General features: G+C 51.5%; 26 protein-coding genes. 15 read left to right on the top strand and 11 right to left on the bottom strand.

The window, feature by feature from the left end:
* Positions 1–141 precede the first annotated feature (141 nt).
* Positions 142–1,629: a carboxypeptidase M32 gene (locus tag FN082_RS20420; RefSeq protein ID WP_142463113.1), complete on the bottom strand. Its 1,488-nt coding sequence runs from the start codon at positions 1,627–1,629 to the stop codon at positions 142–144.
* 404 nt (positions 1,630–2,033) lie between these two features.
* On the opposite strand from FN082_RS20420, the gene FN082_RS30245 reads away from it, so the two are divergent.
* Complete coding sequence (locus tag FN082_RS30245; RefSeq protein ID WP_235891606.1) at positions 2,034–2,126, top strand: KPN_01571 family protein; 93 nt, start codon at positions 2,034–2,036, stop codon at positions 2,124–2,126.
* A gap of 34 nt (positions 2,127–2,160) precedes the next feature.
* On the opposite strand, the gene FN082_RS20415 is transcribed toward FN082_RS30245, so the two are convergent.
* Positions 2,161–3,411: an MFS transporter gene (locus tag FN082_RS20415; protein WP_139539990.1), complete on the bottom strand. Its 1,251-nt coding sequence runs from the start codon at positions 3,409–3,411 to the stop codon at positions 2,161–2,163.
* Between the two features lie 118 nt (positions 3,412–3,529).
* Here FN082_RS20415 and FN082_RS20410 point away from each other — a divergent pair, with 118 nt between their 5' ends.
* The 3 genes from FN082_RS20410 to bioD all read left to right on the top strand — a co-directional run bounded on the left by FN082_RS20410 (position 3,530) and on the right by bioD (position 6,600).
* Positions 3,530–4,432, top strand: a complete 903-nt coding sequence (locus tag FN082_RS20410; RefSeq protein WP_139539989.1) for a LysR family transcriptional regulator — start codon at positions 3,530–3,532, stop codon at positions 4,430–4,432.
* A gap of 124 nt (positions 4,433–4,556) precedes the next feature.
* Positions 4,557–5,777, top strand: a complete 1,221-nt coding sequence (gene mlc / locus FN082_RS20405) for a sugar metabolism global transcriptional regulator Mlc (RefSeq protein ID WP_142982258.1) — start codon at positions 4,557–4,559, stop codon at positions 5,775–5,777.
* 127 nt (positions 5,778–5,904) lie between these two features.
* Entirely contained in the window at positions 5,905–6,600 is a 696-nt protein-coding gene (gene bioD / locus FN082_RS20400; protein ID WP_139539987.1) for a dethiobiotin synthase, read from the top strand.
* On the opposite strand, the gene clcB is transcribed toward bioD, so the two are convergent.
* From clcB to FN082_RS20370, 6 genes are all read right to left on the bottom strand, one after another.
* Positions 6,553–7,848, bottom strand: coding sequence for a voltage-gated ClC-type chloride channel ClcB (clcB, locus tag FN082_RS20395; protein WP_139539986.1), 1,296 nt, complete (start codon positions 7,846–7,848; stop codon positions 6,553–6,555). The two genes, bioD and clcB, sit on opposite strands and share 48 nt — an antisense overlap.
* 140 nt (positions 7,849–7,988) lie before the next feature.
* Positions 7,989–8,597 (bottom strand): Tat proofreading chaperone DmsD, encoded by a 609-nt coding sequence (gene dmsD / locus FN082_RS20390; RefSeq protein ID WP_142982257.1) that lies wholly within the window; start codon positions 8,595–8,597, stop codon positions 7,989–7,991.
* 17 nt (positions 8,598–8,614) lie between these two features.
* On the bottom strand, positions 8,615–9,472 hold the full coding sequence (locus tag FN082_RS20385) for a DmsC/YnfH family molybdoenzyme membrane anchor subunit (protein WP_139539984.1): 858 nt from the start codon (positions 9,470–9,472) through the stop codon (positions 8,615–8,617).
* Between the two features lies 1 nt (position 9,473).
* Positions 9,474–10,091 carry a DMSO/selenate family reductase complex B subunit gene (locus FN082_RS20380; RefSeq protein ID WP_142982256.1) on the bottom strand — a complete coding sequence of 206 codons (618 nt, stop codon included), beginning with the start codon at positions 10,089–10,091 and terminating at the stop codon, positions 9,474–9,476.
* A 10-nt stretch (positions 10,092–10,101) separates the two neighbouring features.
* Complete coding sequence (gene ynfE, locus FN082_RS20375; RefSeq protein ID WP_142982255.1) at positions 10,102–12,537, bottom strand: selenate/tellurate reductase subunit YnfE; 2,436 nt, start codon at positions 12,535–12,537, stop codon at positions 10,102–10,104.
* Positions 12,538–12,685: 148 nt separating this feature from the next.
* Positions 12,686–12,937: a DUF1161 domain-containing protein gene (locus tag FN082_RS20370; RefSeq protein ID WP_139540114.1), complete on the bottom strand. Its 252-nt coding sequence runs from the start codon at positions 12,935–12,937 to the stop codon at positions 12,686–12,688.
* A 102-nt stretch (positions 12,938–13,039) separates the two neighbouring features.
* Here FN082_RS20370 and FN082_RS20365 point away from each other — a divergent pair, with 102 nt between their 5' ends.
* Positions 13,040–13,750: a YnfC family lipoprotein gene (locus tag FN082_RS20365; RefSeq protein ID WP_142982254.1), complete on the top strand. Its 711-nt coding sequence runs from the start codon at positions 13,040–13,042 to the stop codon at positions 13,748–13,750.
* On the opposite strand, the gene speG is transcribed toward FN082_RS20365, so the two are convergent.
* Positions 13,744–14,304: a spermidine N1-acetyltransferase gene (gene speG, locus FN082_RS20360; RefSeq protein ID WP_139539980.1), complete on the bottom strand. Its 561-nt coding sequence runs from the start codon at positions 14,302–14,304 to the stop codon at positions 13,744–13,746. The genes FN082_RS20365 and speG overlap by 7 nt on opposite strands.
* A gap of 60 nt (positions 14,305–14,364) precedes the next feature.
* On the bottom strand, positions 14,365–14,706 hold the full coding sequence (locus FN082_RS20355) for a DUF1283 family protein (protein WP_139539979.1): 342 nt from the start codon (positions 14,704–14,706) through the stop codon (positions 14,365–14,367).
* A 135-nt stretch (positions 14,707–14,841) separates the two neighbouring features.
* Here FN082_RS20355 and FN082_RS20350 point away from each other — a divergent pair, with 135 nt between their 5' ends.
* The 10 genes from FN082_RS20350 to FN082_RS20305 all read left to right on the top strand — a co-directional run bounded on the left by FN082_RS20350 (position 14,842) and on the right by FN082_RS20305 (position 26,017).
* On the top strand, positions 14,842–15,168 hold the full coding sequence (locus tag FN082_RS20350) for a YnfA family protein (RefSeq protein WP_142982253.1): 327 nt from the start codon (positions 14,842–14,844) through the stop codon (positions 15,166–15,168).
* A gap of 211 nt (positions 15,169–15,379) precedes the next feature.
* On the top strand, positions 15,380–16,594 hold the full coding sequence (rspA, locus tag FN082_RS20345) for a starvation-sensing protein RspA (protein WP_139539977.1): 1,215 nt from the start codon (positions 15,380–15,382) through the stop codon (positions 16,592–16,594).
* Between the two features lie 10 nt (positions 16,595–16,604).
* Positions 16,605–17,624, top strand: coding sequence for a Zn-dependent oxidoreductase (locus FN082_RS20340; RefSeq protein WP_139539976.1), 1,020 nt, complete (start codon positions 16,605–16,607; stop codon positions 17,622–17,624).
* 43 nt (positions 17,625–17,667) lie between these two features.
* Entirely contained in the window at positions 17,668–19,047 is a 1,380-nt protein-coding gene (locus FN082_RS20335; protein ID WP_139539975.1) for an MFS transporter, read from the top strand.
* 236 nt (positions 19,048–19,283) lie between these two features.
* Positions 19,284–20,747 carry a mannitol dehydrogenase family protein gene (locus tag FN082_RS20330; protein ID WP_142982252.1) on the top strand — a complete coding sequence of 488 codons (1,464 nt, stop codon included), beginning with the start codon at positions 19,284–19,286 and terminating at the stop codon, positions 20,745–20,747.
* Positions 20,748–21,056: 309 nt separating this feature from the next.
* Complete coding sequence (locus FN082_RS20325) at positions 21,057–22,040, top strand: C4-dicarboxylate TRAP transporter substrate-binding protein (protein WP_142982251.1); 984 nt, start codon at positions 21,057–21,059, stop codon at positions 22,038–22,040.
* 44 nt (positions 22,041–22,084) lie between these two features.
* A complete protein-coding gene (locus FN082_RS20320) occupies positions 22,085–22,564 on the top strand; it encodes a TRAP transporter small permease (protein ID WP_142982250.1) in 480 nt (159 codons plus the stop codon).
* A complete protein-coding gene (locus tag FN082_RS20315; RefSeq protein ID WP_139539971.1) occupies positions 22,555–23,832 on the top strand; it encodes a TRAP transporter large permease in 1,278 nt (425 codons plus the stop codon). Before FN082_RS20320 ends, FN082_RS20315 begins: the two co-directional genes overlap by 10 nt.
* 105 nt (positions 23,833–23,937) lie before the next feature.
* On the top strand, positions 23,938–25,344 hold the full coding sequence (gene uxaC, locus FN082_RS20310; protein ID WP_142982249.1) for a glucuronate isomerase: 1,407 nt from the start codon (positions 23,938–23,940) through the stop codon (positions 25,342–25,344).
* Between the two features lie 241 nt (positions 25,345–25,585).
* A complete protein-coding gene (locus tag FN082_RS20305; RefSeq protein WP_139539969.1) occupies positions 25,586–26,017 on the top strand; it encodes a universal stress protein in 432 nt (143 codons plus the stop codon).
* Between the two features lie 41 nt (positions 26,018–26,058).
* Here the strand turns inward: FN082_RS20305 and FN082_RS20300 are convergent, their stop codons facing one another.
* On the bottom strand, positions 26,059–26,745 hold the full coding sequence (locus FN082_RS20300; protein ID WP_139539968.1) for a GntR family transcriptional regulator: 687 nt from the start codon (positions 26,743–26,745) through the stop codon (positions 26,059–26,061).
* Positions 26,746–26,826: the final 81 nt, after the last annotated feature.

Below are 26,826 nucleotides of genomic sequence, written 5' to 3'. Positions count from 1 at the left end.
CCCACTGCGGGGCCGTTGAAAGAACTATATGCTTGTCTTATCGAGGTTTCCGTGAGTGTTTGGTATCGGCGTGTAACCGTATGTACAACCCACGGCGACAAAGAGGGAACAGGGCGTCGGAACTGGCCCGACGCCCGTGATTTACAGATAACGCGAGGTGAGGTGCTGGCGGAAAAAGTCGCTGTTAAGGTCTTCTCCGGTCGCGTGTTGAATCAACTGCGAGGTGGTAAAACGGCTACCGTGCTGCCAGATATTCTGCCGCAGCCAGTCGAACAGGGCGCTAAAGTTGCCGTTGGCGATGTCGCTTTCCAACTGCGGTAGTGCCCGTTTGGCGGAAGCCATCAGCTGTGCGGCATACATGGCGCCCAGCGTATATGACGGGAAGTAGCCAAAGCCGCCGTCGGTCCAGTGGATATCCTGCATACAGCCATCACGGTAGTTACCGGTGGTGGAAAGACCCAGCCAGTGCTGCATTTTTTCATCCCACAGCGCCGGAATATCCTCCACTTCGATATCGCCATCGATCAACGCACGTTCGATTTCGTAGCGCAGAATCACGTGTGCCGGATAGCTCACTTCATCGGCGTCAACGCGGATAAACCCCGGCTTGACTCGCTGGTTCCACGCAATGAAGTTGTCGCGATTGAAGGCCGGTTGCTCACCAAAGTACTGGCGTACCGTTGGCAGCAGCCGTTGCAGGAATGCCTCGCTACGGCCCAACTGCATTTCAAAAAACAGGCTTTGTGATTCATGGATTGCCGTTGAACGGGCGAGGGCGATAGGCTGATCGATCCAGTTACGCGGCAAATTCTGTTCGTAGCGCGCGTGGCCAGTTTCATGAATCACGCCAAATAGCGCGCTGAGCAGGTCGTTTTCGTTGTAGCGGGTGGTGATACGGACATCCTGAGGTACGCCGCCGCAGAACGGATGAGCGCTGATATCAAGGCGTCCGCCGTCAAAATCAAATCCCAACACGCGCATAGCCTCAAGCCCAAGCTCGCGCTGGTCGGCGATCGGGAACGGTCCTTGAGGCTCGATAAGCGGTGCCTGCGCCTGCTTCTCAACCACGTTAGCCAGTAAGGAAGGAAGCCAGGATTTGAGGTCGGCGAACAGGACGTCCAGCCGCGCGCTGGTCATATCCGGTTCAAAAATATCCAGCAGCGCGTCATAGCGGGAACAGCCTTTGGCTGCGGCACGGATTTGCGCCTCTTCGCGGCTGAGCGTGACCACTTCACGTAGGTTTTCGGCAAAACCTTGCCAGTCGTTAGCCGGGCGCTGGCTGCGCCAGGCGTGCTCGCAGCGGCTACCTGCCAGCGATTTGGCTTCCACGAGGCTTTCAGGCAGCAGCGCCGCCTGCTCGTACTGGCGGGTCATTTCTCGCAAATTGGCCTGCTCGACGTCGTTTAGCTCTTCCTGAAGGGCATTTTTCAGCCATTCTCCCACTTTTTTGTCAGTCAGAATCTGATGTTGCAAAACGCCAAGCTCCGCCAGCGCTTCGCTGCGGGCCGTGCTGCCTCCGGGGGGCATCATGGCGAACATATCCCAACCGGCGATGGCGGAGAGATGCGAGAAGCGTGAAAGACGCTGGAAGGTGCGAGTAAGCTGATGATAGTTTTTGTTTTCCGTCATGTTTACACTCTGGCCTGTTGCAAGTGAACAAAAGAAGTTATTCGTCGGCCTCTACACTATCCTGATACGCCGATGGGGTCGAGAGATGCGGATCCTTCCTGCACAAATCTTCCAGACAACGCCGGGAAGATCTGGTAGGGATCATGCTGATGGCTTTCTGGTTGGTTTTCAGCGAACGATGGCGCTGCTTTTGCTTATCTCAGCCTGGGCAGGAATGCTGAAATAATCAGGCTTGCGCGACCTTAAACGTCTTTAACCGACAAAACCAGCATAATGTATTGTTTAATCGGTTGCGTATTTTATGTTTGGGTCGAAATAATCCAGATGTGCGCAAAATAGCAGATTCTTTCTCTAACCTGTGGCTAAACTCAATACAGGCACAGGCCGCTGATGCGGGGTGATTTATGAATCCGTTTACCTGGCTATTTATCGCACTGCTTTCCATTGACGCCGTCAGGGAACTGATGGGCATGTCGTCAGTACTGGGAATGTGGTGAATAACGTGGCCCATTCAGGCCACGTTAAAGAGCGTTATTTCAGGCGCTTGTGTAAACATGTGCCGGTAAGCAGTGCTGCCATCAACATTAGCGCGATAAACCCGCCAACGCCGTTCCAGCCGTAGTTATGCCAGAAAACACCCCCTAATGTCCCCGCCATGCTGGAGCCCAGATAGTAGCTGAATAAATAGAGTGACGAGGCCTGGCCACGGGCGCGACGAGCACGTGGGCCAATCCAACTACTGGCTACCGAGTGTGCGGCGAAGAAACCTGCCGAAAACAGCAGCATGCCAACAAAAATAAGCCATAGGGAAGAGAAGAGCGTCAGCAGTAGTCCGCCAAGCATCACCGCCGTGGAGAACAGCATCACCGGGCCGCGACCGTAACGAACGGTCATCGCGCCAGCTTTCGGCGAGCTCCAGGTCCCGGTCAAATAGGCCACCGACAGCAGGCCCACCACCGCCTGGCTAAGTGACCACGGAGAAAGCATCAGACGATAGCCGATGTAGTTAAACAGGGTGACAAACGACCCCATTAACAGAAAGCCTTCAAGGAACAGCAGCGGCAGCCCGCGGTCGCGCCAGTGCAAACGGAAGTTGATTAGCAGCGATTTGGGGCGCAGCGATGTCGGGCGGAAGTGGCGCGACTCCGGCAGGATGCGCCAGAACATCAGCGCCGCCGCAAGGGCAAAGCCGCTAATCACCGCCAGCGCAATACGCCAGCCAAAAAAGTCAGTGAATACCCCGGTCAGCAGACGGCCGCTCATGCCGCCAATGGAGTTACCGCTGATATACAGTCCCATTGAGAATGCCACCACGCTGGGGTGGATCTCCTCGCTCAGATAGGTCATGCCGACCGCCGCCACGCCGCTTAATGACAGACCAATTAGCGCACGCATGATCAGGATCCCATGCCAGCTGGACATCATTGTTGATAGCAGGGAGCAGCAGGAAGCCAGCACCAGCGCGGTCACCATCACCTGTTTGCGGCCAATGGCGTCGGACAGCGGCCCGGTAAACAGCAGGCCGACCGCCAGCATGGCCGTAGAAATCGACAGCGAAATACTGCTGCTGGCCGGAGAGACGCCGAATTCACTGGATAGCACCGGCAGTATCGGCTGTACACAATAGAGCAACGCAAAGGTCGCCAGCCCGGCAGAGAAGAGGGCAAGGGTCACACGAATAAATTGTGGGGTACCGCGCTTGATAAACTGGTTTGGCTGAGGAGCGATGGTGTCGCTGACGTCGCTTGCCGGAACGGTGTCAACGGTAGTTGTACGACTCACGGAAAAATCCTTGCTGATAAACAGAGAGTTAAGTGACCTTACCGGCCACTTATTAAGGGTATGAAAATGTAAATATTCTGTCTAATATATTAATAATCTCAAATAAGACGTTTTAAATATGAATATTGAACTGCGTCATCTGCGCTACTTTATTGCCGTGGCTGAAGAACTCCATTTTGGTCATGCGGCGGCGCGATTGAATATCTCCCAGCCACCGCTTAGTCAGCAAATTCAAATCCTTGAACAGCAAATCGGCGCGCGCCTTTTTGCCCGTACTAACCGCAGCGTCAGCCTGACGGAGGCGGGGAGGCAGTTTCTGGCCGATAGTCGACAGATCCTCTCGCAGGTAGATGATGCCGCCGCGCGGGCGGCTCGTCTGCATCATGGTGAAACCGGCGAACTGCGCATTGGTTTTACTTCATCAGCCCCCTTTATTAAGGCGGTATCCGATACGCTGTCGACTTTTCGCCGCCGCTATCCTGATGTACACATCCAGACACGGGAAACCAACACTCGCGAACAGATTGTGCCGCTGAACGAGGGGGCGCTGGATCTGGGGCTGATGCGTAATACCCAACTACCGGATACGCTGGTCTGGGAGAGAGTGCTGCGTGAACCGCTGCTGGCGATGGTGCCCCGCGATCATCCGTTAGCTAATCAGTCGAGCGTCAGCCTGCGTGAACTGGCGAGGGAGCCGTTTGTGTTCTTCGACCCTCATGTAGGTACTGGATTGTACGACGATATTTTGGGTTTAATGCGCCGCTACGGCCTGACGCCGGTCATTACTCAGGAGGTAGGGGAAGCGATGACTATCATCGGACTGGTGGCGGCCGGGCTTGGTGTGTCAATCTTGCCCGCTTCATTTCGGCGAGTACAGCTATCGGAAATGCGTTGGTTGCCCATCGACGAGCAGGATGCGGTATCGGAAATGTGGCTGGTGTGGTCGAAGCATCACGAACAGGGGCAGGCGGCCCAGCGTTTTCGTGAGTCGCTCCTTGCCAGTGCCGCATTGGTTATTTGAGACAAAAAACGCTTAAAAATGTGCGGTAAATCACAAGGCTAAGTAAAAATTTGACGAGTACCGTTGAAGTGCTTCACCATAGCCCTCAGTTTATTTCGAAGCGCGAAAATAAAGGGAGTCAACGGTGGTAGCGGATAGTCAGCCAGGCCATATCGATCAAATTAAGCAGACCAACGCGGGTGCGGTTTACCGCCTGATTGATCAGCTTGGCCCGGTGTCGCGCATCGATCTCTCGCGCTTCGCGCAGTTGGCGCCTGCCAGTATCACCAAAATTGTTCGCGAAATGCTGGAAGCGCATCTGGTCCAGGAGACGGAAATCCAGGAGCCGGGGAGCCGGGGAAGGCCTGCCGTGGGATTGATGGTCGAAACGGAAGCCTGGCACTATCTTTCGATTCGTATTAATCGCGGTGAGATTCACCTCGCGCTAAGAGATTTAAGCAGCGCGCTGGTGGTGGAAGAGCAGCTTGAACTGGCTCTACAGCACGTTCAGCCCTTTACGACAAGGCTACTTGACCATGTTGATCAGTTTTTTATTCGTCACCAAAAGAAGCTGGAGCGGTTAACCGCCATCGCCGTTACCATGCCGGGGATTATTGACACTGAGAACGGCATTATCCACCGGATGCCTTTTTATGAAGACGTTAAGGATATGCCGCTTGGCGAGATTTTAGCCAATCATACCGGCGTCTCGGTCTATATTCAGCATGACATCAGCGCCTGGACCATGGCCGAATCGCTATTTGGCGCGTCAAGGGGCGCGCGGGATGTGATTCAGGTCGTTATCGACCATAACGTGGGCGCGGGGGTGATCACCGATGGTCGTCTGCTGCACGCGGGCAGCAGCAGCCTGGTCGAAATCGGTCACACGCAGGTCGACCCTTACGGAAAACGCTGTTATTGCGGTAACCATGGCTGTCTTGAAACTATCGCCAGCGTGGAAAGCGTGCTGGAGCTGGCGCAGGTGCGAATGGCCAAATCAATGAGCTCCATGCTGCACCAGCAGCCGTTAAGCGTCGAGTGGCTGTGTCAGGCCGCGCTGCAGGGGGATTTGCTGGCGCGGGATATTATCAGCGGCGTCGGGAACCACGTCGGGCGAATTCTGGCCATCATGGTTAACCTCTTTAACCCGCAGAAAATCCTTATTGGCTCCCCCTTCAACCTGGCGGCGGACATTCTGTTTCCGGCAATTTCTGATTGTATTCGACAACAGTCCTTACCGGCCTACAGCCGCCATATTGCGGTAGAAAGCACTCAGTTTTCTAACCGGGGAACGATGGCCGGCGCGGCTCTGGTCAAGGATGCCCTCTATAACGGATCGTTGCTGATACGACTGTTACAGGGTTAACATTTTTTCATATTCACACCAAAAATTGCGCTATCTCAAGCTGGCCTCTGGCCGCATCGCGTAGACTTTTTCCACAGTTGATTATTTCTCTCCCGTATATTTCATCAACATAACTGTGGGGTTAGTGATGTTTAAGCGTTTCTTCATAACAGGTACTGACACTGCTGTCGGGAAGACAGTGGTTTCCCGTGCGCTGTTGCAGGCACTGGCTGCCAGCGGCAAAAGCGTCGCCGGGTACAAGCCTGTGGCGAAGGGCAGCAAAGAGACGCCAGACGGACTGCGGAACAAAGACGCGCTGGTTTTACAGAGCGTGTCATCGTTGGCGTTACCGTATGATGCTGTCAATCCCATCGCGTTAAGCGAAGATGAAAGCAGCGTGGCGCATAGTTGCCCGATCAACTACGGCCTGTTGTCGGATGGTCTCCTGCGCCTGAGTGGCCAGGTCGATCACGTGGTAGTCGAAGGCACCGGCGGCTGGCGCAGCCTGATGAACGATCTGCGCCCGCTTTCCGAGTGGGTAGTGCAGGAACAGCTACCGGTATTGATGGTGGTGGGTATTCAGGAAGGTTGCATTAACCACGCCTTGCTGACCGCGCAGGCTATCGCCAATGACGGTCTGCCGCTGATTGGCTGGATTGCCAACCGCATCAATCCGGGGTTGGCGCACTATGCTGAAATCATCGACGTACTAAGCAAAAAACTGCCCGCGCCGCTTATCGGCGAGCTGCCTTATTTACCGCGCGCCGAACAGCGCGAACTGAGCCAGTATATTGACTTATCGATGCTCGGCGAGGTGATGGCGGTAGATAGAATCCCGGCGTAACGTCCGCGATAGCACCGACGCCAGTACGCTGGCAATCAATAAACCGGGCAGTAAAACGTACTGTCCGGTCATTTCACATATCATCAGCGTTGACATAATCGGTGCGTGGGTTGTGGCCGCCAGAAACGCCGCCATGCCGGTCAAACCAATCATTATCGCGATCTCCTGGTAATCATGCAGCCACAGTCCCGTCAGGCTGGCGAACAGCATACCGATCCCCAGACCTACAAATAGCGTCGGCGTAAAGACCCCGCCCGGCGCGCCGGAGCCGCTGCTGGCCAGCACGGCGAGCAGCTTGCAGATAAATACGATAATGACCGCGCTAAATAGAGGCGGCGACAGGAGATAGCTTTGCACCACGCTGTAGCCGTTTCCCCAGACTGCCGGAGTGATTAGCGACAGCAGGCCGACGATAATTCCACCCAGTGCCAGTTGCCACGGAGGCGAAAGGCGCAGCCGGATAAAGCACTGATGGCTATAGCCCATCAGCCAGATAAACAACGGCCCGCACAGACCGGCCAGCAGGCCCGTAGCCAGCATCAGCGCATAATGGGTCGTGCGAAGGGTTTCGTGGAATTCAACGTGATACAGCGGAGTCGAGTTTCCGTTCATCAGATTGGTCAGCAGCAGGGCGACGACTGCGGCGATCACCACCGGGCCAAGCGATGCCAGCATTAGAGTGCCGAATAAGATCTCGGCAATAAACAGGCTTCCGGCCAGCGGAGCGTGATAAGCACTGGCCATCCCGGCAGCAGCACCGCAGGCGACCCACAGTTTCCATTCTTCTTTTGGCGTAAAGCGGCGGGCGAATAGCGAAGCGGCCAGCGCCGCCAGCAGGATCATTGCTCCTTCGCGGCCTATGGCGCTGCCGGTGGTGACCACCAGCAGGGAGGCGAGCGACTTCACCAGGCTGGCAGGCGTGTCAAAAACGCCGTCGCCGGTCTCAAGGGCTTCCATATAATCAGTTGGCGCATGGGGGCGCTCAACCGTGCGGCGCTGCCAGAGCCAAAGCAGAGTTCCTGCGGCCAGGCCGCCCAGCGCGGGCGTTAACAGCCGACGCCATCCTGGCATTGATTCGGCGGCATTCACCAGGCTTCCGCTGTCGTTGCTCAGAAACAGGCTTTCCAGGCCCGCCATCGCATGGCGAAACAGGGCAACGGCAAGGGCGGCAAAAACGCCGACCAGCATAGCGATCGCCAGACGGCGAAACATAACCTGTACATCAGGGTAAGTATGAAGACGATGCATCAGCGGATTCGAGTGATGGGAAATAGGGCTTATTTTTACCAGGAATAAGAATATACGCAAAAGCTATAAGTGCGAATGGGTATGAAAAGTGACATTGTCACAATTAAAACATGCCCGCCAGACGGGCATGTCGTAAGGCGTTACCGATAGAGGGGTTTCTCCGCGACGGCGCAGGGCAATTGCGCCTGCCATTGCGCCAGCGTCACTTGCGCCAGCTGACCGAGTGCCCGATAAAAAGAATGACCTGCATCGGCGATAAATACGCTCAGAAAGCGGCCTGACCACGGAAGAAGATGCCAGGCAAGGAGCTGGGTAAATGCCTCGTCCTGCCCGGTCTCGCAGAGCCAGGCGGCCAACAGCAGCAAAGTGCCGAAGTGATCTTCTGGCTCAGAACGCTGTTCCGCCAGGCGAATGCCATTCGCGCGCATCCACTCGCGCAGCGCCAGGGTTGAGTCGCCAAACAGCACGCTTTCTTTATCCAGCCAGACCGAGCCCCACGGCGGCGCGGGCAGCGCCCACGGGCCGATAAACAGCCGTTGCCAGGCATCAGGTAGCGGTTCATTGTCATCAATAACGAACTGCGCCGCCAGGCTGTCAGCTACCGCCCATGGCCACTGATTCTGCCAGCTTCCGTCGCGCAGAGCGGCAACGAGCGGAGCTGCCTGCTCGCTGTCCGGAGCAAAAGAAAACAGCGCGCCCAGCGTGCGGGCGCTGAGTGCGATAGCGTCGCGGTCTTGCGGTTGCATCATACTTATTCCTTAATTCATTAACCGGCAATCGCCGTACCGACGGTCATATGCAGACCATAAAACAGGCCGCGGCCGATAAACTCGCCGAGCAATACCAGAATTAGCCCAAGCAGCAAGCTGGCAATGCGCGGGGTTTTCCGTCTCGCCAGCGGGCAGATCCAGCAGCCGAGGCCCAGGGTCACAAGGACTAAACGCAGTATTTGTAGCCAGCCATAATTTGGCAGCAGGGTGCTGGCCTGCTGCACGGAGCTGTGGATCTCCGCCAGTTCTGTGTTCTGCAAAATGACTACCGCCAGGCTTGCTAACAGTGCGAGTGCGCTCATGGAAGCGAAAACGGTACCGTTAAAGGGCACGTTAGCGATACGCAGCAGCAGGGCAGCGAAAAGCGGACCGCAGAGTACCATCGTCAGGAAAAATGCGGCAGTCGTGTAGCCATTATACCAGGTCGGCACGGTATCAATTTGATACACCAGGGTCATTTCAAGGACAAACAGGCAGCCGAGCAGCATGGTGAGCAGTAGCCAGGCTTTTGCCAGAATCTTTGGCATTTTCCCGAGAATCGTCAGCAACCACCAGAAACCGCCCACGGCGAAGAACAGCGCGCCGCTGGCAATTTCATTACTCAATGCCGATGAGCCTACACGGTTAAGCGAGTTAAATGCCCGCAGCGGTGAACCGAGGTGGATGACTGACGCCAGAAAGCCAATTCCCATCAGCAGCCAGATAAAAAACATACAACGTACCAGGCGCTCCCTGGCCTCGGAGTTGTTATTCAGCGATAGCCAGCCGAGCCCGCTAACGATAATGGCTCCGGCGACGCTTTGCCCCAGCACCGTAAACAGTACCAGCGGCCATTCATGCCATCCATTTCCCATTTTACACCTCCTGTGGATTGGCTAGATAACCGGTAGTATCGCCGCAAGGACGCGCGTTGGTGTTTGGTTTGATGACGATACCCGGTCGGGTAAAATGCGCTGACGGCAGCGGCGCAACGGCGGCAAGCTGACCATGCTTTTTGCGCAGTTCTTCTACAGGGCCAAAATCGAGCGCCCGCAGCGGACAGGATTCGACGCAAATCGGCTTGTTGCCTTCGGCAACCCGGTCGTAGCAACCATCACACTTAGTCATATGACCTTTTTCCGCATTGTACTGCGGCGCACCGTACGGACAGGCCATATGGCAGTAGCGGCAGCCGATGCACACCTCTTCATCAACGACGACAAATCCGTCATCGCGCTTGTGCATTGCTCCGCTTGGGCACACCTTCGTGCAGGCAGGGTCTTCGCAGTGGTTGCAGGCGATGGAGAGGTAATAGGCGAAGACGTTTTGATTCCACACGCCGTTGTCTTCCTGCCAGTCGCCGCCCGCATACTCGTAAATGCGGCGAAAGCTTACCTCTGGTGTTAGGTTTTTATAATCCTTACAGGCCAGCTCGCAGGTTTTGCAGCCAGTACAGCGGGCGGAATCGATAAAAAATCCATACTGAGTTTTCATGGTTTACTCCTTAAACCTTCTCGATTTCGACCAGATTGGTGTGCTGCGGATTGCCTTTCGCCAGCGGTGAAGGGCGGTGCGTGGTTATCGTATTGATGCAGGACCCGTGATCGACGCGGTCACCGTTCATATCGGCATCATGCCAGGCTCCCTGGCCCATTGCCGACACGCCGGGCATGATTCGCGGCGTCACTTTTGCCGGGATACGCAACTCGCCGCGAGCGTTGAATACGCGCACCGTATCGCCATTTTTGATTCCCCGTTTTTCAGCATCCAGTGGGTTAAGCCAGACCTCCTGACGGCAGGCAGCCTGCAATACGTCAACGTTGCCGTAGCTGGAGTGAGTGCGCGCTTTGTAGTGGAAGCCGAACATTTGCAGTGGGAATTTCTCGCGCAGCGGGTCATCCCAACCTTCGAAGGTGGAGGCGTAGACCGGCAGCGGACTGATGGTCTCGTCTTTTTCCAACTGCCATTTGGCGGCGATATCCGCCAGACGACTGGAGTAAATCTCGATTTTACCCGACGGGGTTTTTAACGGATTAGCGACAGGGTCTTCACGGAAGTCGCGATAGGCGACAAAGTGGCCGTTGGGATCTTTACGTTTGTAAATCCCCATCTTTTTCAATTCGTCGTAGCTCGGGAGCCCTGGGTCTTTTGCCTGCATTTTTTCATACAAATACTGTAACCACTGCTCCTGGGTGCGGCCTTCGGTAAATTTCTGATAAACATCATCGCCTAAGCGTTTCGCTATTTCACAGAGGATCCAGTAGATAGGCTTGCGTTCAAACTTGGCTGAAGTGACCGGTTGACTGAAGATGAGGTAGCCCATATTACCGGCATAGTCGTTGGGAATAATATCTTCCTGTTCAACGGTCATCAGGTCCGGCAGCAGGATATCCGCATATTTGGCTGACGACGTCATAAAGTTTTCGATAACCACGATCATCTCGCACTTGCTTTCGTCCTGCAGGATCTCATGGGTTTTATTGATGTCCGAGTGTTGGTTGATGATGGTGTTGCCGGCGTAGTTCCAGAAGAATTTAATCGGTACATCCAGCTTTTCTTTGCCGCGCACGCCGTCGCGGGTGGCGGTCATCTCTGCGCCACGATCGATGGCGTCAGTCCAGCTAAAGCAGGAGATGGCGGTTTTAACCGGATTCTCCAGCACAGGCAGACGTTCAATGGTGATGGTATAGGTAGATTCTCGTCCCCCGCTGTTGCCGCCGTTAATACCGACGTTGCCGGTGAGTATCGCTAGCATGGCGATAGCGCGGGATGCCAGCTCGCCGTTGGCCTGGCGCTGCGGCCCCCAGCCCTGGCAAATATAAGCCGGTTTGGCGCTGCCGATTTCCCGGGCTAGCTTGACGATGCGATCGACGGGAATTCCGGTGATTCTTGAGGCCCACAGTGGAGTTTTCGCAGTGCCGTCATCGCCTTCACCGAGAATATACGCTTTGTAATGGCCATTGGCCGGAGCATCTGCCGGAAGCGTTTTTTCATCGTAACCGACGCAATACTTATCGAGGAACGGTTGGTCAACCAGGTTTTCGTTAATTAGCACCCAGGCGATCCCAGCGACCAGCGCGGCGTCGGTGCCGGGGCGAATCGGGATCCACTCATCTTCTCGCCCGGCGGCCGTGTCGGTGTAGCGTGGGTCAATAACGATCATGCGCGCATTAGAACGCTCGCGCGCCTGTTCCAGGTAATAAGTAATGCCGCCGCCGCTCATGCGGGTTTCCGCCGGGTTATTGCCGAACATCACCACCAGTTTGCTGTTTTCAATATCGGAGGTGCTGTTGCCGTCATTACTGCCGTAGGTGTAGGGCATAGCGCAGGAAATCTGCGCAGTGCTGTATGAGCCGTAAAGGTTCAGTGAGCCGCCGTAGCAGTTCATCAGGCGTTTTACGGGAGAGGCCGCAGGAGAAGAACGGGTCATATTGCCGCCGACGATGCCGGTGGCGTAATTGAGATAAACCGCTTCGTTGCCGTAATCTTTGACGACCCTTTTGAGGTTATCGGTAATCGTATCCAGCGCTTCTTCCCAACTAATACGCTCAAACTTACCCTCGCCGCGTTTACCGACGCGTTTCATCGGGTAGTTAAGACGGTCTGGATGATTGATGCGTCGACGAATAGAACGGCCGCGCAGGCAGGCGCGGACTTGATGATCGCCATAAATATCCGCACCGGTATTATCGGTTTCCACCCAGACCACTTCGTCATCGCGCACGTGCGAGCGCAAGGCACAGCGGCTACCGCAGTTTACTGAACAGGCGCCCCAGACGATGCGCTCCTCGCTTTGAGTCGCTTCTTGTACGGCGGCGGCGGCATTGCGCAGGCTGAAAGGTAACGTCAGGCCGCCGGCTGCCAACGTCAGCGAACCCAAAGCGGATGATTTAATTAGCGTTCGACGGCTCAGGCCGCCATGGTATTCCTGGTCAGACATAGCTCACTCCATGATCTTGTTATAATGGTCTGGCACCGACACTGCTGTTATTCGGCGTGTAGAGTGAGAAATAATACTTAAAAGGGGTTAGAAAGATCTTATCCCCGGTCAACCGAGGGATAAGACCGTTCCAATTACCTGGGCGGGGTTACTGGGCGTTGCTGTCGCGAGTATAGATAATTTTAAAGGTGTCATTGGCGCAGTGGCCGACGACCTGCGCCCCCGGCTGATCGGGCTGATCGCTCGGCACAATTGCCAGGCTAAAGCCCGACTCGGGGACGCCGTTATTGATGATTTTTTGCTGAATATCGTTTTTAACTCGCTCGCAAGAGTCTGGTGCGGCCAAAGCGGACGCCGAACCCAACAGCAGAGCGGCACATAGCCAGGGTGCTCGTTTCATCATAAACTCCTTATTGACGTTATCCAGATTTAAGCATAGCAGAAGTGGTGTAAACAATTGTATTTGCTAATATGATTGCACTATGCACAAAAGGAATCGCGCGTGAAAAAATGGTTTTTGCTGATATCGGCAGTATGGTTCCTGAGCGCTTGTGATGAAAAAGCAGTGCCGCAGGCCTTTACGCCGGAAATGGCGAGTTTTTCTAACGAATTTGAGTTTGACCCGCTGCGTGGGCCGGTGAAGGCGTTTAGCCAGACGCTGTATGATGAACATGATGAAGTGGTGAAGTGGGTCAAAGGGCAGTTATCCAGTGAAGGCTGTTTCGACCTGCTGGCGTTTGAGGATCGGGAGAATAAAACCGGTGCGGCCCTGGTGCTGGATGCCAACTACTATCTGGATGCGCAAAGCCACGAGAAACGCCTGCGTTTGCAGGGCAAATGTCAACTGGCGGAAATGCCGTCGGCAGGCGTGTCGTGGGAAACCGATGATAACGGATTTGTTGTCACCGCTCGCGGCAAAGAGAGCACCGCCACATACCGCTACGATAGCGAAGGCTATCCGTTAGGCAAAACGACGGTCGCGAAAGATGAACGCTTTACGGTCAGCTCAACGCCGTCATCCGATCCGCGTAAGAAAATGGACTATACCGCCGTAAGCATCTTCAACGACCGTACGCTGGGCAACGTAAGCCAGACCTGCGATTACGACAACCACGACAACCCGGTCAGTTGCGAGCTTCAGGTTGTCGACGACAGCGTGCAGCCATCGCTAACGCGCCACTACACCATCAAAAGCACCATTGATTATTACTGAGCCGTTGGCTTAAGCAGCGTCTGGCCCGGCGTTTTATGCTCGGCCAGATACTGATGCTGAAACAGGCACATGCGGATGGTGTTTCGGTATTCGCCGTTAATAAAGAATTCATGGATCAACTCGCCTTCCACCATAAAACCGAGCTTGCGGTAGATGTGGATCGCTTTTTCATTCTCTTTATCAACAATAAGGTACAGCTTATAGAGGTTGAGCACCATAAAGCCGTAGTCCATAGCGAGCTTAGCGGCGCGGGTTGCCAGACCTTTTCCCTGATAATCCGGGGAGATAATTATCTGAAACTCAGCGCGGCGGTGGACGTGGTTGATTTCCACCAGCTCAACCAGACCGGCTTTTTCGCCGTCGCATTCAATGACAAAGCGGCGTTCGCTCTGATCGTGAATATGTTTGTCGTACAGGTCGGAGAGCTCGACAAAGGCTTCATAAGGTTCTTCAAACCAGTAGCGCATAACGCTGGCATTGTTATCGAGCTGGTGAACAAAGCGTAGGTCTTCGCGTTCGAGCGGGCGGAGTTTGACGTGATAAGCGCCAGTCATGGAAATACCTGTGAGTTATTGCGGAGTTTTAACGATTCTGGCGCCCGCAGGCGCCATACATTATGGATTAATAGCTCGACCAGTGCGGCGGTCGAGACAGCGCAGGGTATTGGGTTCCCAGTAGGCGTTGACGTTTGCGCTCTGCTGGCAGTTGTCCTGGGCATCGAAAGCCACGTCGGCTTTGTCCCACTCTTTTTCTGCGCGCTTATTGACTTTCTGGCGTAATGTGCGGGTGTCGTTCCACTGCTCTTTTTCCATCGCGGCCTGCTGGCGGCTTTGGGCGCTATCGCCGGACTCGATCACCAGCTTGTCGGTTTTGGCAAACGATGACGCGGTAAAGACCATCGCGCTCAACGCCAACAGGGCGGTCAGGCACCAGCGTTTGTTCAGTGTTGTATTCATCACGATTTCCTTTAAGTGATCCCATGGTTTAAGTTTACTACATCTCCTTTCGGCGGCATACCCGACAAAACGGAGTAAACCACGGCCATTATTGCGTAGAATGGGTTAACGCTTTCTCAACTCACGATACTTTCGATGTTAAAAACGACACTGCTTTTCTTTGCCACCGCGCTGTGTGAAATCATTGGCTGTTATTTACCATGGCTATGGTTAAAACGCGGGGCAACGCCATTGTTGCTGATCCCAACGGCAGTGGCATTAGTGTTTTTTGTCTGGTTGTTGACGCTACATCCGGAGGCCAGTGGGCGGGTATATGCTGCTTACGGCGGGGTTTATGTGTGTACTGCGCTGTTGTGGCTGCGTTTCGTTGATGGCGTAAAACTGAGCCATTACGATTGGCTGGGGGCGCTGGTTGCGCTATGCGGAATGCTGATTATTGCCGCTGGCTGGGGGCGATCTTAGTTCTCCTTTCTCCTCTATTAATCGGGATAGACCGAGCTATCCCGGATCCTTTTTGTTCCTTTTATTTTCGCTAACCTCCGTTGCTCATTCCGCCTCTTAGCTTGCCGAGATAATGTGATCTGTCGCGGCTTTTTCGATCATTATACTTGTATGGTAGTAGGTCTGATGTTTTAATTTTATTCACTAACCGCATAGAAGTAAGGAATGAGAGATGAAGATCGTTGCCGCTGAAGTTTTCGTCACCTGTCCGGGACGTAACTTCGTTACCCTCAAGATCACCACCGATGACGGTATTGTCGGCTTAGGTGACGCCACGCTAAACGGTCGCGAGCTGCCTGTTGCATCGTACCTGCAGGATCACGTTTGCCCGCAGCTGGTGGGCCGTGATGCGCACCGCATTGAGGATATCTGGCAGTTTTTCTACAAGGGAGCCTACTGGCGTCGCGGCCCGGTGACGATGTCGGCTATTTCCGCCGTCGATATGGCGTTATGGGACATTAAAGCTAAAGCGGCTGGGATGCCGTTGTACCAACTGCTCGGTGGCGCATCACGAGAAGGGGTCATGGTTTACTGTCACACCACGGGCCACTCAATTGACGAAGTGCTGGAAGACTACGCTCGCCATAAAGAGATGGGGTTTAAAGCGATTCGCGTGCAGTGCGGCGTACCGGGTATGAAAACCACCTATGGTATGGCGAAAGGTAAAGGTCAGGCTTACGAACCGGCAACGAAAGGGCAGTGGCCTGAAGAACAGCTCTGGTCTACTGAAAAATATCTCGATTTCACACCGCAGCTTTTTGCTGCCGTACGTGAGAAATTCGGTTTTAACGAACACTTGCTGCACGACATGCATCACCGCCTGACGCCGATTGAAGCGGCGCGTTTTGGCAAGAGCATTGAAGATTACCGCCTGTTCTGGATGGAAGATCCGACTCCGGCAGAGAACCAGGAGTGCTTCCGCTTAATTCGTCAGCACACCGTCACGCCGATTGCCGTGGGTGAGGTTTTCAACAGTATTTGGGATTGCAAACAGCTGATTGAAGAGCAACTGATTGACTATATCCGCACGACCATCACTCACGCAGGCGGGATTACGGGGATGCGCCGTATTGCTGACTTTGCTTCGCTGTATCAGGTTCGCACCGGTTCACACGGACCGTCCGATCTTTCTCCGGTGTGTATGGCTGCTGCGCTGCATTTTGACCTGTGGGTGCCGAATTTTGGCGTACAGGAATATATGGGCTATTCCGAGCAAATGCTGGAAGTCTTCCCGCATAGCTGGACGTTTGATAACGGCTATATGCATCCGGGTGAAAAACCGGGCTTGGGCATTGAGTTCGATGAAAAACTGGCAGCGAAATATCCCTATGAACCGGCCTATTTACCGGTAGCGCGTCTGGAAGACGGCACGTTGTGGAACTGGTAAGGAGAAGAAAATGAAAAGTATCGTGATTCGTCAGCCCAATGAGCTGGTGATTGAAGAGCGTCCGCTTGTGCAACCAGCAGCAGGAGAAGTGCGGGTTAAAGTTAAGCTGGCTGGTATATGCGGTTCCGATAGTCATATTTACCGTGGGCATAATCCCTTTGCTAAATATCCACGCGTGATCGGCCATGAGTTTTTTGGCGTGATTGATGCCGTCGGCGAAGGCGTGGCGGACAAAGCCATTGGCCAACGCGTTAGCGTCGATCCAGTCATTAGCTGCGGTCACTGCTACCCATGCTCGGTGGGTAAACCTAATGTTTGTACCTCACTGGTCGTGTTAGGGGTGCATCGGGACGGTGGCTTTAGCGAATACGCTGTTGTGCCAGCAAAAAATGCCTGGCTGGTTCCAGAAAACGTATCTGACCGACATGCGGTCATGATTGAGCCATTCACCATCGCGGCTAACGTTACTGGGCACGTAAACCCGACTGACCAGGATATTGCGCTGGTTTACGGTGCCGGGCCGATGGGGCTGACCACCATTCAGGTGTTAAAGCGGGTTTATCGCGTTAAGCAAGTTATTGTTGTGGACCGAATTGACGAGCGTTTGCAGATGGCTCAGCGCAACGGTGCGGATTGGGTTATCAACAACAGTGATGAACCGCTAGCTGACACGTTGAAAGCGAAGGGGATACAGCCGACGCTGATTATCGATGCGGCCTGCCATCCCTCGATTTTACAAGAAGCCGTTTCTCTGGCTTCACCGGCGGCAAGAATTGTGCTGATGGGGTTCTCGACGGAACCGTCGCAGGTTGTTCAGCAGGGAATTACCGGAAAAGAACTGTCGATTTTTTCCTCGCGGCTTAATGCGAATAAGTTTCCAGTGGTAATAGCCTGGTTAGAACAAGGGTTAATTAATCCGGAGGAATTGATAACCCACGAGTTTGCGTATCAGGATGTTGTGGATGCGCTGGAACTTTTTGAAAATGACAGAAAGCGTTGCTGCAAGGTTTTATTAACCTTCGGGCAATAATTACAGGTGCGGACTCTATATCCTACAATTAGAGATAATCATTATGACTACAGTTAAAAATGAGAGATCAACGTCGGACCTCATTCGTGCAGCCGTATCTGGTTGGTTAGGTACCGCGCTGGAATTTATGGATTTCCAGCTCTATTCCTTAGGCGCGGCGCTGGTTTTTCACGAGATATTTTTCCCGGAACAGTCGGCTGCCATGGCGCTCATTCTGGCAATGGGCACATACGGGGCTGGGTATATAGCCCGAATCGTCGGTGCATTTATTTTTGGTAAGATGGGTGACAGTATTGGGCGTAAAAAAGTCCTGTTTATTACTATCACGATGATGGGGATCTGTACCACGCTTATTGGTGTTCTGCCAACTTACGCGCAGGTCGGTATTCTAGCTCCGGTATTGCTGGTTACTTTACGTATTATTCAGGGGCTGGGTGCGGGTGCAGAGATATCCGGTGCCGGGACTATGCTGGCGGAATATGCGCCAAAAGGTAAGCGCGGCATTATCTCTTCGCTGGTTGCAATGGGAACCAACTGCGGTACCTTGAGCGCCACGGCTATCTGGGCATTTATGTTCTTTGTGCTGGATCGCGAACAGCTCGTTGCCTGGGGATGGCGTATTCCGTTCCTTGCCAGCGTTGTCGTCATGATTTTTGCCATCTGGCTGCGTCTCAACCTGAAAGAGAGCCCAGTGTTTGAAAAGGTTAGCGAAGACAGCTCCTTGCAGGAAGAGATGGCGACCCAGGAAGGTACTGTCAGCTCAATGCTGAAAAGCAAGTCCTTCTGGCTGGCGACAGGGCTACGCTTCGGGCAGGCCGGGAACTCTGGTTTACTACAAACTTTCCTTGCGGGTTATCTGGTTCAAACCTTATTGTTTGATAAAGGTATTCCGACTGATGCGCTAATGATCAGTTCCGTTATTGGCTTTATCACCATTCCATTCCTTGGATGGCTGTCAGATAAAGTAGGACGTCGCGTACCTTATATTATTATCAATATTTCGGCCATTATTCTGGCTTATCCGATGCTGTCGATAATTGTTGATAAGAGCTATAGCGCGAGCACTATTATGGCATCACTAATCGTGATTCATAACGTTGCGGTGTTAGGGCTGTTTGCGCTGGAAAATATCACCATGGCGGAAATGTTTGGTTCCCGCAACCGCTTTACCCGCATGGCAATTTCGAAAGAGGCGGGTGGTTTAGTCGCGGTAGGGTTTGGTCCCGTTCTGGCAGGTATTTTCTGTAATATGACCGGCTCATGGATGCCAATTGTCGTTATGCTGATTTGCTATTCAATCATCGGTTTAATTTCCGCCATTCTTATGCCGGAAGTTCGTGACCGTGACCTTAGCTTGCTTAATGATGCCGCTGATGACGATGCAGCGCAGAACAAAACAGTCCGCACCGGGCAGTATATTTGATATTCCATAGAGTCCGCACGTAATGATGGTAGCTGTAAATTAAAACCAGCCGGGCTTTAAGCCCGGCATTTTCTATCCCTTCATAACTGATGTATCGAAATTATAGCAACCTGTATCTTCTTGTATGGCAGTTGATAAAAGTCAAAGATGTTATACCAGTTGCATGAGATGGTTTATATCACAGAAACATTCTCACTGAGAATTGAAATCCTGAAATCATAAATATGAGAGTCACCATGGAAAACATGCTTTTAACAGCTAACGCCACGTTGCCGTCTTACGATCGCAACCGTCTGGTTCCGCGCATCGTCCATCTGGGTTTTGGCGCATTTCATCGCGCTCACCAGGCCGTATATGCTGATATTCTGGCGACAGAGCACGGTAGCGATTGGGGTTACACGGAAGTGAACCTGATCGGTGGCGAGCAGCAGATTGCCGATTTACAGCAGCAGGATTTACTTTATACCGTTGCCAAGATGTCGGCGGATGCCTGGACCGCTCGCGTCGTTGGCGTGGTAAAACAGGCGATGCACGCTCAGGTTGATGGCCTGGAAAGCGTGTTGGCGAAAATGTGCGAGCCTCAGGTCGCAATTGTTTCATTAACGATTACCGAAAAAGGCTACTGCCATTCTCCGGCCAGCGGAGAGCTGCAGCTGGATCACCCGCTCATCGTCGCTGACTTACAAAACCCCCATCAGCCCAAATCCGCCCCAGGCGTGGTGGTCGAAGCATTGGCTCGACGCAAAGCCGCAGGGCTGGCGGCGTTTAGCGTCATGTCCTGCGACAACATGCCGGAAAACGGTCACGTTATGCGCAATGTGGTTTGCGCGTATGCCCGCGCAGTCGATGCCGAGCTGGCAGAATGGATTGTACACAACGTAACATTCCCATCGACGATGGTTGACCGTATCGTCCCGGCCGTGACGGCCGATACGTTGGACAAAATTGAACAGCTTACCGGCGTACGCGATCCGGCTGGGGTAGCCTGCGAGCCTTTCCGTCAATGGGTTATTGAGGACAATTTTGTTGCTGGTCGCCCTGAGTGGGAAAAAGCGGGCGCTGAGCTGGTTTCTGATGTCCTGCCGTTTGAAGAGATGAAGCTGCGTATGCTGAACGGCAGCCACTCTTTCCTCGCTTATCTGGGATATCTGGCCGGGTACCAGCACATTAATGACTGTATGCAGGACGATAACTATCGTCGCGCCGCACATGCGTTGATGCTGCAAGAACAGGCTCCGACGCTGAAAGTGCAGGGCGTTGATCTGGCGCGTTATGCCGGATTACTTATCGATCGCTATAGCAATCCGGCGCTGAAGCATCGTACCTGGCAGATAGCGATGGACGGCAGCCAGAAGCTACCGCAGCGTATGCTGGATTCGGTTCGCTGGCATTTATCTCATGGCAGTGATTTTTCTTTGCTGGCAATGGGTGTCGCAGGCTGGATGCGCTACGTTAGCGGTGTTGACGACCAGGGACAGGCGATTGAGATTTCGGACCCGTTACTGTCGATCATTCAACATGCCGTGCAAAACAGTGCAGATGGTGAAGACCGTGTGAAAGCTCTGATGGCTATTGAGGCAATTTTTGGTCGGAGTTTGATAGAGGAACCTCGTTTTGTCAGTGAGGTGACTCGGGCTTATCTGTCACTGCAGAAACAAGGTGCCAAAGCCACCGTTGCGGCCTGGGCCCTGGCTAATTAAATCCTTTCTTTAGTGCCGCCGGTTACGGCGGCATTTCTTCTAAACATCCTCAAAACAAATTTATTAATTTATTATATTCAATTTCTGAATATCATCGCCACACCAATTCACTTCTTTTATTTAAAAGCGATCGCAGATAGCAGCAGTTAATACTTCAATCTATAAATGTGATCTTTAATGGCTTTTCTATCACACGCTCTTGTATGGTAGTAGGTCTGGTGATTAAACTCGAATGGCTGGTGAGAGGTTATCTGATAAGAAAATAAGTCTACATGGAACGGTCTCTAATTAATCGGACAAGGTGAAATAATGGATAATTTGAATAATAAAGGGAAGTGGTTGGCTAAAGCTGTATGTATTCTGCCGCTGTTGGTAGCGGGAGTATGTAGTGGTGCGGAATCACTCAACGTTAGCACATCATTATCCCCGGATGATCCTATCTATAAAGGGTTGCAGACCTTTAAGAAAAACGTAGAGTCACGAACAAATGGTGATATTAAGATAAAACTATTTTCAAGCGGACAGCTTGGCGCTGATAATGAACTGCTCCAGCACGCACAGGCAGGAAGCAATGTCGGCGTTATTGTTGATGGTGCCAGATTAGCGCAGTTTGTCCCGGAGATGGCCATTCTTCCTGCACCGTTTATTTTTAAAGATTATGAGAAATTAAAAACCTTTATTAATAGCCCTGTCTTCACTCAGTGGAGTGAAAAAATGGCAAAAAATTCAGGTCTGACGCCGTTATCTTTTAATTGGTACCAGGGAGCGCGGATGCTGGTCACGCAAAAACCAGTACAAAAACCAGAGGACTTGTCTGGCGTCAGGGTTCGCGCACTGGAGGCGCCAGTAACGATTGAAACCATAAAATGTATGGGGGGATCGCCAACGCCTTTATCATGGTCAGAAATCTACTCATCAATTCAGACCGGCGTTGTCGATGCTGCTGATGCGCAACCCACGGCGGTGTATGGTTCTAAATTGTATGAAATTACAAAATATATTACAAAAACGAATCATATACATCTAATGACTGGCATTATTGTTTCTGAAAAGTGGTTATCAACATTAACGCCTGAACAGCAACAAATTCTAAAAGAAGAAGCGCAGAGCAACGGTAATAGCGCTTCTGAAAACACGATTGCAGTCGGCGATAAAATGCTTGCTGATATGGCGAGTAAGGGCATGACAATATCTGATGTTGATGTCCAGCCTTTTATTGATGCTTGCGCATATGTGCCTAAAAAATTGGGGCTGGAATCTGCATTGGATCAGGTAAAGAGCGTAATTAACTGATTTTATCGGGGGCGACAGCCCCCATTTGTAGCTCTGAGGTTAAAATGAAACTGTTCCGCCAGTTTGAACTTGTATTGGCACGTATTGGATTAGTTGCAATTGTCATCATTATTCTTGCCGGAGGCGTGGGCCGGGCAATTGGTCACCCTTTGATTTGGTCACTAGAAATTGCCATGGTGATTTTTGCCTGGATAAGTATGTTTGCTATTGATTATGCCTTCCAGACCCGACGTCATATTGGTATCGACGCGATTGTGATGTTATTTCCACAGAAATTAAAGCGGATATGCCTATGGATAAATGAAATTTTTATCCTTGGCTTTCTATTATGCGGCGTCTGGTATGGCTTTAATTTTGTTATAACTACCCATCTTCAGGTCCTGCCGGTTACTGAATTATCTCTCGCCTGGCTAAACAGCGCAGTACCCACAGGATGTACGTTGATGCTTTTTACCTCTCTGGGTTTTTTATTCGGTGGTTGTAAAGAAAAACAGCAAAAGAATGAGGTCGAGATATGCTCTTAACCGTAGCCCTGTTCGTCGTACTGTTGATTATTGGAATGCCAGTGGGAATGGTTATTGCGATATCCAGTCTGAGCTATTTTTTTACGGCCGACTTTCTTCCGGTAGGTATTGCATTTCAGAAATTCTCGGCCCCCACGCAATCTTTTCCCATACTGGCAACGCCACTATTCCTGCTGGTGGGAAATTTACTCAATAAGTCTGGTGTTACGCATCGTCTGTTAGACTTTGCCAAAGTAATATCCGGGTGGATGGTAGGCGGCCTTGCGCAGATTAACGTACTTTTAGCGTGTTTGTTGGGCGGCGTATCGGGTTCTGCAACCGCGGATGCTGCTATGCAGGCTCGCGTTCTGGGCTTGCCGATGGTTGCTCGCGGTTATCCTAAAGCGTTCAGCGCCGTAGTGATTGCCTTTAGCTCGCTGATTACGGCGACTATCCCGCCAAGCATTCTCTTGATCCTTTATGGTTTTGTCGGCAACGTTTCAATCGGGAAGCTGTTTATTGCCGGGATTTTTCCTGGGCTACTGTTAACCATTATTATTATGGTGACGAACTATATCCTCGCCAGGCGCATGAAGATCAAGCCCGAAATGGATTCGCTGCCGAACAGGAAGGATGTTTGGCTGAGTTTTAAAAATAGTTTTTGGGCACTGATGTTTCCTGTTGTTTTAATCGTCGTCATTCGTCTGGGTATTTTTACTACCACTGAAGCGGGTGCCTTTATCGTATTGTATGCTTTTATTATCGGCCGCTATATTTATAAAGCCCTTGATAATGCCACGTTATGGGAAGTGTTAAAGGAAACAATCAGCGATATTGGCGTGGTTATGCTGCTGATTATGTCTGCAGCAATACTGGGTCATATCACTATCCTCGATCAGATTCCGCAACAGTTGGCTGAGAGCATCCTCCAGATTACGGAAAATCGGTATGGTATTTTAATGTTGCTATTGGCCTTAATTACAGTGGCAGGGATGCTGTTTGACGGTAGCGTCATTATTCTTCTCCTGACGCCGATTTTATTACCTATTGCCATTGAAGCAGGTTTTGATCCGATACATTTTGGGCTGATCTTTGTGGTCCTTACGCTATTGGGTGCTAACACTCCTCCAGTCGGTATCTGTATGTATACCGTGTGTGGGATCCTCAATTGCAGTACCGTGGCGTTCGTTAGGGCTTCCATACCCTACCTAATCGCGTTCTGTATATTCATTGCGATGTTGGTGATATTCCCATCAATTACCTTGTTCTTACCGCAGACCTTGATGTAAATTCGCGCTAAATAGCGATATTATTATTATCGCATAAGCCAGGTTAAGACCGTAAGTTAGATATTAATTTACGGTCTTGTTTGTTTATATTTTTTGAGGCTATGTATGGCATTAGTAAACGCATCTTTTATGATTAATAATGAACCAGGTATAAGATTATATAATGATGTGGCAAAATCATTGCCAATTATTGATTACCATTGTCACCTTGATGCCAGGGATATCTATGAAAATAAGTCATTTTCTCATATCAGTGACATTTGGCTGGCTGGTGACCACTATAAATGGCGCGCGATGCGCGCCAATGGTATTGATGAACGATTCATTACCGGAGATTCTTCAGCGGATGAAAAGTTTCATGCCTGGGCATCGACAGTTGAGTCATGCTTTGGAAATCCGTTGTATCACTGGACCCATCTTGAATTACAGGCGTACTTTGATTACGAAGAAACATTGACAAGTCAAAACTGGCAGAAGGTTATGGCGCACTGCAACGCGTTGATTGACCAAAAAGCATTTCTGCCCCGAGAGCTAATTAAACGGTCAAACGTTGAAATTATTTGCACCACGGATTCACTGTTTGATTCCTTACACTATCATAAATTATTAATGGATGACCCCGACTTTGACGTCAAAGTCTTGCCAACGTTTCGTCCTGACGAACTTTTTGAAACCAATGCTCATGCTTTCAGTTTATTTATGGATAAGCTCTCACTCATCAGCGGGCTGTCCATCGAAACCATGCAGGATTTTGATAAAGCCATTCAGCAGCGGATTGACCACTTCCATCAGATGGGGTGTCGTATTTCCGATCATGGTCCGCAGGTTATTTCCTGGAAACACGCCGCGACCTCTGAGGTTGAGTCCATTTTTCAGGCAAAGCGTAAGGGGCGACATTTAACCAGCGAAGAGCAGGTGAGTTTAAATAGCGCCATTTATCTCCTTTTGGCCGGGCATTACAAACAGCGTGACTGGGCAATGCAAATTCACTTTGGCGCTATTCGTAATAATAATACCGCGATGTTTGACAGGCTGGGCGCCAACGTAGGCTTTGATTCAATTGCGGACCAGCCAATGCTTGCCGAAAATTTGAACCAATTCCTTGATGCTTTGGCTCAGCATAACGTGCTGCCAAAAACCATTTTTTATAATCTAAACGCGAGTTATAACGATATTGTCGCCTCGACGATTGCCAACTTTCAGTCTGCCGATCAAGGGGTAAAATCACCTTTGCAGCTTGGCTCCGGGTGGTGGTTTAACGATACTCGTCGTGGTATGGAAAATCAGCTTAATACCCTGGCCGATCAGGGCCTGTTGATGAACTTTGTCGGTATGTTAACTGATTCCCGCAGCTTTGTTTCTTACCCCCGCCACGACTATTTTCGTCGAATTCTATGTAACCTTATTGGCGAGTGGGTAGTCCGAGGTGAGGTACCTGACGATCGCGACATTTTATCCCAGATGGTGAGCAATATTTGCCACGAAAATGCGGTGAATTACTTCCGATTCTAAGATGTTACGTCGGAGAAATCGGGCAGTTTTCGGAACTGCCCGTTTATCGTTTGGGCTAAAGAAATATTGATCCAGATCGCAGAATATACATAACTTTATCTAACAATAGCTAAATATAAATAATTGATATTTATTTTAATGGATTAAATATTTATTTGGGTGATTAATCATTCTCCTGCTGAAGTAAATATGGCATGATGAGCTAACTCATTAAGTTTGTTAAGAAAAAGGAGAACGGTCTATGTACAAAAAAATTTTGTTACCAGTAGACGTTTTTGAAATGGATTTAAGCGATAAAGCCGTTCGTCATGCCGAGTTTTTAGCGTCAGCGGATGAGGGGGAAATTACGTTACTGAGCGTCCTGCCAAACAGCAGTAGTTCGATTCTGCGAGGTTTTGCTGCCGATATACGTAAGTTTGAAGCCTATATGCGCGAAGAGTCAGAGAAAAAAATGAAGACGATATCCCGTCTGTTCTCGATTCCTACTGACAGGATCCACTCCCGGGTCGTATTTGGCAACGTGCGTGATGAAATCTTAGCCATTAGCAACAACGAGGATTTTGACGTTATTGTGATTGGCTCCCGCAAACCGGGTATATCGACTCATCTTTTAGGTTCTAACGCTGAGTCGGTTTTACGTCACGCCAAAATACCGGTGCTGGTTGTCAGATAATAACCCATAGCGGCAGAGGTGAAATTCTGCCGCTGCTCATTCTACTCTTCGCTAAACCAGTCGCTATTCTCCTGGCGGACGAGCAATACCGATTCGCTAATTTCCTGCAGGTGCAAACGCATTGCCTTCTCGACGGCATCCAGATCGCGAACCGTCAGGGGCTGAAAAATATCATAATGCTGACGCAGCATCATGTCAGGCGGGGTGACGTGATCGAGACTCATATAGCGCACCCGATCAATCGTAGCCTTGATATTTTCAACAGTATCCCAGGCCAGCTGGCAGTCGGCAATCGCAGATATCTTCTGGTGAAATTCATCATCCAGCTGAAAAAAATCGTTTAATTGCTGATGTTCCACCGCAATACGCTGCTGGTTAAGGTTTTGTTCGAGCTGATAAAGCTGTTCGTCATTGACCATTTCAGCAGCACGACGGACAACAGCACACTCAATGGCCTGGCGGACAAAACAGCCATTACGCACTTGTAAGAGGGAGATTTTGTTCACAAAGCTGCCGCGCTGTGGACGAATTTGAATCAGACCGTTTTCCGCCAGCTTGATAAAGGCTTCACGCACCGGCTGACGAGAAACGTCAAAGCGCACGGAAACTTCTTTCTCCGATAGCGGGGTGCCTGGCGGGATCAGGCAGTGGACGATATCCCGACGAAGGATACGGTAAATTTGCTGATTAACGGGCTGTGTCGGATTCAGTTGGGATTCTGCGGCCATTGATAATTACTTTTTTATGAGATATTTGCGCTATTTTACGCGTTTTTTGCTTTCCAGCCCATACCCGGCCAACTGGGGCCG

Source organism: Klebsiella spallanzanii (genome assembly GCF_902158555.1).
In the GTDB taxonomy this organism is placed as follows: Bacteria; Pseudomonadota; Gammaproteobacteria; order Enterobacterales; family Enterobacteriaceae; genus Klebsiella; species Klebsiella spallanzanii.
The sequence above is the reverse complement of the archived record's forward strand: the minus strand, read 5'-3'. Positions and strand labels throughout refer to the sequence as shown.